This window comes from Mycobacterium sp. 4D054 (genome assembly GCF_052245755.1).
Classification (GTDB): domain Bacteria; phylum Actinomycetota; class Actinomycetes; order Mycobacteriales; family Mycobacteriaceae; genus Mycobacterium.
Genome location: NZ_JBQQCF010000083.1, coordinates 1 through 10,422 on the forward strand (window position 1 = coordinate 1; position 10,422 = coordinate 10,422).

8 protein-coding genes are annotated in these 10,422 nt (G+C 62.5%); 4 read left to right on the top strand and 4 right to left on the bottom strand.

Going from position 1 to position 10,422, the window contains the following annotated elements; translation table 11 throughout:
* Positions 1-83: 83 nt before the first annotated feature.
* The 3 genes from ACTWP6_RS28975 to ACTWP6_RS28985 all read left to right on the top strand — a co-directional run bounded on the left by ACTWP6_RS28975 (position 84) and on the right by ACTWP6_RS28985 (position 3,002).
* Complete coding sequence (locus tag ACTWP6_RS28975; RefSeq protein WP_443189493.1) at positions 84-803, top strand: CPBP family intramembrane glutamic endopeptidase; 720 nt, start codon at positions 84-86, stop codon at positions 801-803.
* A 534-nt stretch (positions 804-1,337) separates the two neighbouring features.
* Positions 1,338-2,015 carry a lytic transglycosylase domain-containing protein gene (locus ACTWP6_RS28980; protein ID WP_419197266.1) on the top strand — a complete coding sequence of 226 codons (678 nt, stop codon included), beginning with the start codon at positions 1,338-1,340 and terminating at the stop codon, positions 2,013-2,015.
* 189 nt (positions 2,016-2,204) lie between these two features.
* On the top strand, positions 2,205-3,002 hold the full coding sequence (locus ACTWP6_RS28985; protein WP_222878247.1) for a CbtA family protein: 798 nt from the start codon (positions 2,205-2,207) through the stop codon (positions 3,000-3,002).
* 336 nt (positions 3,003-3,338) lie between these two features.
* Here the strand turns inward: ACTWP6_RS28985 and ACTWP6_RS28990 are convergent, their stop codons facing one another.
* On the bottom strand, positions 3,339-3,998 hold the full coding sequence (locus tag ACTWP6_RS28990) for a DsbA family protein (protein WP_222878248.1): 660 nt from the start codon (positions 3,996-3,998) through the stop codon (positions 3,339-3,341).
* Between the two features lie 491 nt (positions 3,999-4,489).
* Here ACTWP6_RS28990 and ACTWP6_RS28995 point away from each other — a divergent pair, with 491 nt between their 5' ends.
* Positions 4,490-6,034: a fused MFS/spermidine synthase gene (locus ACTWP6_RS28995; protein ID WP_222878249.1), complete on the top strand. Its 1,545-nt coding sequence runs from the start codon at positions 4,490-4,492 to the stop codon at positions 6,032-6,034.
* Positions 6,035-6,237: 203 nt separating this feature from the next.
* Here ACTWP6_RS28995 and ACTWP6_RS29000 read toward each other — a convergent pair whose 3' ends face one another.
* From ACTWP6_RS29000 to ACTWP6_RS29010, 3 genes are all read right to left on the bottom strand, one after another.
* A complete protein-coding gene (locus tag ACTWP6_RS29000) occupies positions 6,238-7,509 on the bottom strand; it encodes a L,D-transpeptidase (RefSeq protein WP_419197183.1) in 1,272 nt (423 codons plus the stop codon).
* A 456-nt stretch (positions 7,510-7,965) separates the two neighbouring features.
* Entirely contained in the window at positions 7,966-9,327 is a 1,362-nt protein-coding gene (locus ACTWP6_RS29005; protein ID WP_310833610.1) for a hypothetical protein, read from the bottom strand.
* Positions 9,324-9,773, bottom strand: coding sequence for a hypothetical protein (locus ACTWP6_RS29010; protein WP_222878252.1), 450 nt, complete (start codon positions 9,771-9,773; stop codon positions 9,324-9,326). The genes ACTWP6_RS29005 and ACTWP6_RS29010 overlap by 4 nt, the downstream gene beginning before the upstream one ends.
* Positions 9,774-10,422 lie beyond the last annotated feature (649 nt).

A 10,422-nucleotide genomic window follows, 5' to 3' on the forward strand; every position in this document is an offset into this window, starting at 1 on the left:
GGCCCCTACCGGAGCGCACAGGGAAAAGCTGGGCAGACCAGCGGTTACGTCACGCTCACAAGCCCACCAAACGACAACCAGCCATGGCAGACACATCAATCACTCAAGTCCACGGATCGAGGCTAAGCGCCTATACCTCGATCCTTAATCTGATCGAGGCGGTGCTGCTCGGCCTGGCGGGGCAGACCGTAGCGCTCAACCCGCGCCGCTCCACGTTCGACCTCATCGATCTCGGCCTCAATCTGGCGACGGTGTTCCAATTGGTTGCCTGGGGCTTTCTCGCGATATACCTTTTGTGGCGCAGTGGTATCGGCCCGGCAGCAATCGGGTTGGGCCGACCACGGTACCGGCCCGACCTGGTCGGTGGCATCGGGCTCGCGGCCCTTATCGGGCTGCCCGGCCTGGCTCTCTACGCTACCGCCCGCGCATTGGGCCTCAGCGCATCGATAGTGCCCTCGGAACTGAACGACACGTGGTGGCGCATCCCCGTCCTCATTTTGGTGTCGTTCGCCAACGCCTGGGCCGAGGAGATCATCGTGGTGGGTTTTCTGCTCACCCGGCTGCACCAACTGCGGGTCCGCCCGGCCACCGCGCTGGTGCTGTCAAGCCTTCTACGCGGCACCTATCACCTGTACCAAGGGTTCAGCGCCGGGCTGGGCAACATCGTGATGGGTCTCATATTCGGCTACGCGTGGCGGCGCACCGGCCGGCTGTGGCCACTGATCATCGCCCACGGGGCGATCAACACGGTGGCCTACGTCGGCTATGCGCTGGTCGCGGACCGACTCGGCTGGCTGCACTAAGTTCACCTGCTACACCCTCCTGGGACCCTCGCCCAGACCAACCACCGGCAGCGTGGGCCGCGGGCCCCCGGCCCAGGGCTGGCAATCAAACGCCACGGTGAAAACCCACGGCACCATCACCGCCGGCAGTGATGGAGGGCACCGGCGATGTTTCCACCGTTACGCTGCCTAGACGGGTCGAGGTCGCCCTCAATACCGCATCAAGCGGCCGAGTTATAGCCCACGTAACCGTTGTCGCTCAACAACATTGGCGCTCGATGCGGATATCGAGCTCGAAAGACCGCGTCGGCTCAGAGGCCTGCAGGAAGGCCTTGCAATGGTAGTGATCACCCGCCGCTAAGTCGCCCGGGTCGATCGGGCCAGCGCGACCGCTGCTGCGCATGTCGTCGACTCGCGCGAATAAGCGGCATCGCGCCAAGGTGAACCCGAGGCTTCAAGCCCTGTGGCACAATGGCTTCGACCTGATTGGCTTGAGGGAGTCCAGTGTCGCTGGTGCGTGTGCGGGCTGTCGCCGTTGTGGGTGCGACCGCGGTGATGATGACGTCTAGCTGTTCGTGCCAGACCGGCATCTCGATACCCGAAGGCGTTCCGCCGCCGGCGGGAGCCCCGGTGCCTTACATTGACTATCCTGCCCGCGGCCGACCCGCCGACCAGTTGCGCGTTTGGGCTGCACAACGGGCTCCGGCGCTGAACATACCGGCCACCGCGCTGGAGGCATATGCCTATGCGGCCAGAGTCGCCCACGTCGAGAACCCCGATTGCCAGCTGGCCTGGACGACGCTGGCGGGGATCGGCATGGTCGAGAGCCGCAACGGCACCTTTCGCGGCGCCACCATCGCCCCGAACGGGGATGTCACTCCGCCGATTCGTGGTGTACGCCTTGATGGCTCGAACGGCAATATGCGCATCGCCGACAGCGGCGGCGGCTCGCCCGACGGTGAGCCCGGATTCGCCCAGGCAATGGGCCCGATGCAGTTCATTCCGGAGACCTGGCGGCTCTATGGGGTCGACGCCAACAATGACGGCATCGTCAGTCCCGACAACGTCGACGACGCTGCGCTGTCGGCTGCCGGCTACCTATGCAACCGCGGCGGCGACCTGGCGACCCCAAAGGGGTGGATGACAGCGCTGTGGGCTTACAACCAGTCCGATCCGTACGCCCGCAGCGTGCGCGACTGGGCTACAACCTATGCCGCCGGCGACTCTCAATAGCAGCCCGAAGTCGCCGGATCCACGGGCGCGCGCATTCTGGACGCAGATGTGTGGCGGCAACGTGTCGCGCCTAGGATCGAGCTGCCATCTGATGAGGCTTTGTAAGGCCAGATCCAATAAACTCGACCGCCAGTCTGACCACTCTGCTGATGTTTCCTTGTTATGCCGAAACCGAAAGGGACTAACAAGATGGAGAAACAAATCATCTGGCGCGGCCTGTTGGCTGGCGCCGCCGCAGGCGTACTGGCTTTCGGGTTCGCGCGGATATTCGCTGCGCCCCAGACTTCGCGCGCAATCGAGTACGAAGATGGCGTGCGGGCCGCCCGGGAGGCCATGGCTTCGCCGGGGGGACACGCCGGCCACGCAGAGAACGTCGACCTGTTCACCCGCACAGTGCAGATGAACCTCGGCATGGGTCTCGGCCTACTCGCGTTCAGCGTCGCCATCGGCGCCTTGTTCGCGGTGGTGTTCGCCGTAGCCTATGGTCGCGTCGGTGATGTGTCGGCACGACTGCTGTCGCTCTACATCGCGGGCGGCATGCTGTTGAGCTTGTACGTCATACCCAACCTAAAATATCCCGCCAACCCGCCAGCGCTGAGTCTCGACCAGACCGTCCGTGAGCGCACACTGCTGTATGTGTTGATGGTGGTGCTGTCGGCAGCGCTCCTGATCGGCGCGGTGGTACTGGCTCGCCGATGGGCGGCCAAGTTGGGGGCCTTCAACGGGAGGCTGGCCGCCGCTGGCGCCTACGCAGCGACGATCGCACTCGTAATGCTCGTGCTGCCAACCATCAACGAAACACCGGCCCCGCTGCGCGACGCTGCAGGCGCCATCGTCTATGAGGGCTTTCCCGCCGATGTCCTCTACTACTTCCGGCTCTACGCGCTCGGCACCCAGGTTGTCATTTACACGACAATCGGCCTGGTGTTCGGTGCGATCGCGTCGCGGCTGGTTGGGGAGCGCCGAAAGACCAGCCACATACTGTAACGCTTAATCCGGCCTTGGCGGCGGCGGTACAGAACCATCAAGGCTGACTTGACGACTGTGCAGCCCTCTCGCTAAGTGCCGTCTACGGGTAGACGCAGGGAAGGCCTCGGCCGAGGGCAAGCGGGCCGGCGCTCACTGGGGCTGCAGCTCTATTCCGCTGTGCCGGTTGAACGGCATGCGGGTGGTCTCGCGACCGGGCTAATGACCGGTCAGGTGGTTAGGAAAATCGTTCGTTGCAGCCGCGGGGTTGTGCCGTGCGGGCAGGTCGGCGCAGGCCATTCCACAGTCATCGGTTCGCTGCGCGCCGAACTGTGGCGGGGGCCCGCCTGGCGCTGACTACTCGCTGAGGGCATTTTTGATCGCAGCGCCCAGGTCTGCGTATGTCTTGATCTCCAGCTGCTTCCCGTTGACGAAGAATGTGGGCGTGCCCTGCACGCCGAGGGCGGTGCCGTCGGCGACATCCTCTTTGATTCGGGCAAGTGTGGCCGGGGCGTTGTACGCCTCGTCCCACGCGGCTACATCGAGACCCAGCTCGGTGGCGTACCCGCGGAACACCTCGTCTGCCGGTACCTGCTTCTCGCCCCACTGATCCTGCGTCTCGAACATCTTCTTGTACATCGGTTCGAACTGGCCTTGCTGAGCCGCTGCTTCTACCGCACGTGCCGCCCGTTCTCCGTTGAAGTGACCAGGCATCGGGAAATAGCGGGCGACGAAGGTGACTTGCTGGCCGTACTGGGCGCGCAGCTGCTCAACGGCGGGAAACGCCGCGCGGCAACCTTCGCACTCGAAATCGAGAAATTCGACAAAAGTCACATCGCTATCGGGCGCGGAACTGAGTCGGTGACTGTTCTCGCGGACTACCTGGGCTTCGCCGTTAGCCTGTGTTCCGCCTGATCCTGCGGATCCACCATCTCGGCTCGAAAAGTACACACCGGCGCCGATCGCGATAGTGATGACCACAAAGAAAGTCAGCAGTATTCGAGTCATTGGATTCATGCCGGCAGTTCCTTTCGCTCCGTAGAGTCCTGTAACTGAGCAATCTACGGTGTATCTCCGTAAAGATTTCTACCACGACAGCTCTCCCCCACCCCCAAGCGTCCCGCGCTTTGTCGCCCAGTCCGCTTCAACGGTTCCAAGGCGCCGCGGCCCGCCATGCCTAGCGAACGCGCATACGTCTACTAATTTTGGCCAAGAAAAGTTCGGAGCGGTGTCCCTGGCCACGGTGGTGTACGTCCACAAACTCGCCGACTCTTGTTATGCGCCAATTGATTCGAGCCACTCGGACCCGATAGCTGCCGGGCTTGACGTCGGCGGCAGTCAAAAACGTCTGCGGCATAACGTGTCGACGTCGGCGCTGTTTCCGCACCCGTCGATGCCTGCTGCACTGTTTCCGTCTCCGCGGCGCGCACCGCTATTACTGACACGATTACAACCCGTTTTTCAGTAGGTAGTCGGAGACAGAGGGCTGTGCTGCCAGGATTGAGACTGTGACCGGTCCCCCGCCAGTTCCCGACAACCATCCTTCATCTCAATCGCTGCCCGGGGTCGGAGCGCGCACCGCCGCGGTCCTTGTGTTCACCTCTTCGGCGGCGGTGCTGGTGGTGGAGATCACCGCGCTGCGGTTGCTGGCGCCCTACCTCGGGCTGACTTTGGAAACAAGCACCCTGGTCATCGGAATCGCCCTGGCCGCAATTGCCCTTGGTTCCTGGGCGGGCGGCCGCCTTGCCGACCGCGATGATCCGCGTCGCTGGTTGGGGTTATCGCTGGGGATATCGGGCGTGGTCGTGGCGTTCACGCCTTCCGCAGTCCGCACGGCGGCCGAGTGGGCGCCGGCGACGCTGTTGATAGTTGCGGCGCTCACGATTCTGGCACCCGGGGCGTTGCTATCGGCGGTGACACCGATGGTGACCAAGATGCGCCTGATCACGCTCGCCCAGACGGGCACCGTTGTCGGTCAGCTGTCTGGCGTAGGCACCGTCGGTGCCATCGCCGGCACTGTGCTTACCGGATTTGTCTTCGTGTCGCGGGCACCAGTCAGCATGATACTCATCGGCCTTGGATCGATGTTGGTGCTCGGCGGCATCGTTGCGGAGTGGCGCATGCGCCGGCGAAACACTGCCAGCGCCGCCGTACTTACGCTCCTAACCGTCGGCGCGGGTCTGGCTGGCTACATTGCACCCGGCGGTTGCGACGTGGAAACCAAGTACCATTGCGCCCGCGTCATCGCCGACCCCGAGCGGAACAGCGGCCGCACCCTCATGCTCGACGGCGCGCGCCACTCGTACATAGACCTCCAAGATCCGGCCGTCCTGCAGTTCAAGTACGTGCGCGCCTTTGCTTCAGCCGTCGACGCATCCTTCCCGACCGAAAAGACACTGGAGGCCTACCACCTTGGTGGAGGCGGCCTCACCTTCCCGCGATACCTCGCTGCTACTCGGCCAGGAACCCATAACGTGGTGTCCGAAATCGACGGCGGCGTGGTGCGCATAGACCGAGACCAACTCGGATCAGATTCCGAGGCCGGGCTTGAGGTGCGCGTCGAGGACGGCAGACTGGGCCTTGCGCGGCTCGACGACGACAGCCGTGATCTGATCGTCGGCGACGCTTTCGGCGGCGTGAGCGTGCCTTGGCACCTGACGACTGCAGAAGCGCTGACAGACATACGCCGAGTCCTCAAAGAGGACGGTGTGTACATTGCGAATCTCATCGACTACGGAGAGCTGGAGTTTGCACGTGCCGAAGTCGCAACACTCACACAGGTTTTCAAGCACGTCATAGTCACCGCCGAGGCCGGCGACGTCGGCGTCGATTCCGCGACGACACCCGACGGCGGCAACCTGGTCGTGCTCGCCTCCGATCGACCGGTTGACCGTGACGCCCTCCAGAGGGTTCTGAATACTCGCAACACCGGGTGGACGACCGCTACCGGCAACGACCTCAGATTGTGGATCCGCGACGCCCAAGTGCTGAAAGACGACTACGCTCCCGTTGATCAACTTCTCGATCCCTACCGTCAACAGAGCGGCGAGTAAATTGTCGAGCTCGGCCTCATCGCCGACCCGTCGCCAGCTGTGCAGCGTTCCCGGTCAGATTCCTTCGCGTTTACGGCCAGCAGGCAGCGAATTTGTCATCTGCCCGATGCTGGAAGCTCGCTCTCTGATGCTCGGATCCGAGTCGCACCCGGTGAGAAACCAGCGAACTGGCGTCGCATGTCGCGTGACTGATCGAATACTGATCAGGGGCGCAACGCGCTGCCACCCATCCATTCGTCCCAGGGCACAGACCAATCTCCGTTCTGCCACTGTTCCAGCGGTGCGCCGCCGGTATTTCGGATCTCGACAACATCGCCTGGATTGGCAAAGTTGTAGTACCACTCAGCATTCTCTGCACTCAGATTCAAACAGCCCGCCGAAACGTTGGTGCTTCCCTGCGCCCACACGGTCGCTTCGCGCTCATGGAGGTAGATGCCATCAGGGCTGATCCGCACCGCGTGCGGGACGCTGATCTTGTACCCCGATGCCGAATCGACGGGCAATCCGTAGGTTGACGAGTCCATCAAGACGGGATTCTGTTTCTCCATCACCGTATAAACGCCAGGTTGCGTCCAGAACGCAATTGTCTTGCCCCCGACAGTCTGCGTCCCTCCCCGGCCCATCGATGTCGGCATCGTACGGATCAAATTGCCGTTCTCGTAAACACTGACCTGTTTGGTCGTGTCATCGGCGATCGCGACACGAGACGGCCCAATCCGGAAACTGACCTGCCTGTCCTGTTCTCCGAATAGTCCACTACCCAAATCAGTACCGTAGAGATCGGCTTTGACCGTGACCTCAGTGCCGGAAGGAAAATACTCACGGGGCCGCCAATGCGCCTTGCGATCGTTGATCCACATCCAGGAGCCCGCCAACTGCGGCGTCGTTAAGACCTGGAGGCGAGATTCGGCCGCCGCCCGGTCAGGGATATCCGCGTCGAAGGTTGCCACGATCACGGTTCCGACACCGTACACACCACCCTCCGACAGCGACGCTCCGTTGGTCATGCCCAGCCGAACTCCGACCTGGGATTGCGGCGCGACAGTAGAGAACTCCGAAACCGTCGTGACGGTGCTGGCGTCAGCGCCCCGGCCGGTCGCGCTGAGCGTATAGGACCGTCCGTATCCGAGTGGCTCGGCGGGCTCCCAGGCACGTCCGCCCTCCACCAAGCGACCCGCGACGACCCGGCCCTGTTCGTTCTGCATCCGCACATCAGTCAGGGTGCCAACTGTCGCGGTCACCTTCACTGCGCCGACGGGGACCACATCGCTGGCGCCTGTGCGGGGAAGAATCTCGATTACGGGAGGCTCGGGCGCGGCCTGCGGCGTCTGCTCAACCTCCAGGGCACCGGGCGCAACCACCGTATTCGTCAACCGAGACTTGAGAGCACTTGTCTGCGATGCCGTCACGAGTACCGCGACAGCCGAGATCACACTCAGCGCAACTACCTTTCGGCGTCCAGCCAACACTTTCATCACAACTATCCGTCGGGTCCCACTCCTGCTATTACGTATCCACATAGTAATTGGTGGCGCGACCAGGTGCCGGTTCGGCGCGGCGAGCCAGTAAAAAGGCCGCCGCGAGCTGAGCGCGCCGACTTACGTTGTACATTGATGCCATCGCGATCGGAGCGACTCGACGGGCGTTCCGTAGGCGGGCGGGTGCACCATCATGCCGTCGCCGATGCAGTTACAGCATGGGAGGCATCGCTACAACCAGGCTTCCTACTCTATCGGCTCGCCGCCGCCATCCCAAGCTTGACGGGAGTTGGAGGGCGGTTCGCCAGCTCGGCTCGAAATACACTGTGGCGCAATCCCCCGACAGAATTCCGCCACAGCGGTTCGTCGGGATCCGTCCCGCCTCTCCTGACGGCATCCACAATCTACTATGCACCTCAGTAGGACGCATATAAATTCCGAAGGAGGCAGTTATCAGCCTCCGAACAGAAGGTAGAGACCGGTGAACGTGTAGCCGACCATCGTCAGCATCATCGCCACTTGACCGGTGATCTGATGCTGTTGCGGCAGCAACCGCAGAGCGCGATCGTGCGCGGAGACGACCGCCACCATGTGCCCCACGACCACGCACGCGACCTTGATGGTCCAGAGTACTGACGGGTGTTGAGACAGGATGTAACTGACATCATTCGGTGCCAATCCGAACAGTTGCCACCCCAGGCCAAATGGGTCAGCCAAGCGCACGACAGTTTCCTGTCCGCGTTCGACGAGGTAAGACAAGTAGTGGGCGAAGATGTAACCGACAACGATGGGAACCAAGGAATGCGCCAACTGGCCCGGAAGTTCTTGGCGCTTCTCGGGACTGATGCCGCCGGTTGATCGTGCAGCACCCCAGAAGGTCACACCAACAACGGCGACGAAGAGAATCAATGCCGTTGTCCGCAGCACTGTCGCACCGCCGGCCTCGCCGAAGAGCGGAACCACCATAGCGTTGCGATCGACGAAGTTTCGGAATGCCGGAGCTTGGGAGAAACTGTCGAACGCGGTAGAGCCCAGCAGCACCGCCAGAACTGCGACAATTCCGGGACGCACTGGCAACGTCGGCAGATGATCGAGGGGATTGACGACTTCCACTCGTCCCGATGCCGGCGAACGCCGAAAGGGTGATAGCCGCGAGACCGCCATGCTGTAGACCTCGAACGGGTCTGCCCGTGCGAACCACCGAGCACCAAAGACCCACGCACCGACCCCCATCGCCCCTACGTAGATCAGTAGCCATGTTTTGATGGCAGTCAGGGAACCTGGGTCAGGGCTTGCTAATTCAAGCCAGACAAAGGCGAAAAGCCCGAAGGCGGCAGGCCAGTAACCCCATCGTTGCGGATAGGAGCGGCCCGAGGCATCGGCTCCCTTCCGTCGAGCGAGACCGCAAATGCGGTAGATGGTGCGCAGCGGCGACAGCAGGCGCCAGACCGGACCCACGCAGACCGAAACGGCAATCAGTCCGACCCAGAGTAGGACGTAGAACGCGCCGGGCAGAGCGTTGTCGCTTCCGGCGGGGCCCCATATGGCGGCCGCCAGAACCCATAGCGCAAACAGCAGTGCCAGTATCGCGATAATCCAACGTGTCGTCGGAGAGTCGACGGCACGGCTAACCCAGGCAGGTAGTTCGCGGCCGGGCTTTGCGGGGTCAAAGCGCGGGTGCTTCCAAGCGAGGGCAACGATCGCGAAAGTTGCCGTCAGGGCCCATGCCGCACCGATAAGGGCGAACGACAGCGGTACAGGAAGGTCAGTGGAACCGCCTACGCCGTGCGCGAAGATTTCGACGTGCGAAGTCACGGCCGAACTTGGATGGTGACGACACTGCGATTGAGGTCGTGGAGCTCGATGTCGACCTGTCCGGGCACATCCACGGTGAACTCGAAAGTCTGATCTGGGCGCGGTTCGACGTTGAACGTGTGCTCAGGTACTGAGTGGACGTGCAGTTGGTCGGCGACGTCGCTGGTCACCTGCAGCACAATCGGCTTTCCGACGGTTGCTTGCGCTTGGCCGTTCGTCGGAGTGACCGTCCCCCCGGCGATCAAGACCTCGACCACGGTGCCGTCAGTAGCTGGTGGCGGTTGTTCGGTCCGAGGCGGCTCGGTGGCGATGGTCGTGGCGGCTGTCGACGCAGCCTGGCTGGTCGACGATGTGGAATCCGTCGTAGTGGATCCACAGCTGACTAAGGCAGATAGCGTCGCCGCAGCAGCAATGACGGCGCCCAACTGGGATGCCTTAGTGATCATGGATTCTCGTTCCTCTCGACGACGGGGCTCTGTGTGGGACCTGCGTCGCCTCCTGGTTCGCGGCGTCGGTTCCGACGGGCAATGAAGAAGACGACACCGACGATCACTAGCGCGGGCGCGAACGCTGGAAGCGACATCCATAATCCGACGTCGGTAGCGTGGTAGGAGATCGCTGGTGGATTCGGGCCTGAACCGGCTTCGGTCGCCAGAAGGTCGATCAGCACGGTTTGCCGCCGATCGCACTGAACATCAGCGACACCCCCTTCGACGCCAACCATCCGATAGCCGCGCGCCGGGTCGGGACTTATCTCCTCCGACGCCTACGTACTATCGCCGTACTTCGTGGGGACGAAACATACCGGAACCGTCGGTACCGAGTTTCTTAGGTGCGCCCAACCTGGCCAGGCATCGTGGCACCCTATCGGTTTTGCCGACCAAAGGCTATTCATCACTGTGACTAATCGCCACAGACTAAGTCGTCACTGAGTCGACGCTGGCCGCCGCGTCCGCCGACATGCGCGTTGTCCGTTCTCATTGATTCTGGGGCATTCTCATTGAATCTGGGGTAAGTGCGTGTCTTTCTCATTGAATCTGGGGCACGAGGCTTAGCGTTTATGTGTGCTGACGTCGGCTGTTTCGGCTGGGCCAG

Coding starts and splice junctions, on each gene's coding strand:
- ACTWP6_RS29000 (WP_419197183.1), bottom strand. CDS start 7,509: ATGAAAGTGTTGGCTGGACGCCGAAAGGTAGTTGCGCTGAGTGTGATC.
- ACTWP6_RS28985 (WP_222878247.1), top strand. CDS start 2,205: ATGGAGAAACAAATCATCTGGCGCGGCCTGTTGGCTGGCGCCGCCGCA.
- ACTWP6_RS29010 (WP_222878252.1), bottom strand. CDS start 9,773: ATGATCACTAAGGCATCCCAGTTGGGCGCCGTCATTGCTGCTGCGGCG.
- ACTWP6_RS28980 (WP_419197266.1), top strand. CDS start 1,338: ATGATGACGTCTAGCTGTTCGTGCCAGACCGGCATCTCGATACCCGAA.
- ACTWP6_RS28975 (WP_443189493.1), top strand. CDS start 84: ATGGCAGACACATCAATCACTCAAGTCCACGGATCGAGGCTAAGCGCC.
- ACTWP6_RS28990 (WP_222878248.1), bottom strand. CDS start 3,998: ATGAATCCAATGACTCGAATACTGCTGACTTTCTTTGTGGTCATCACT.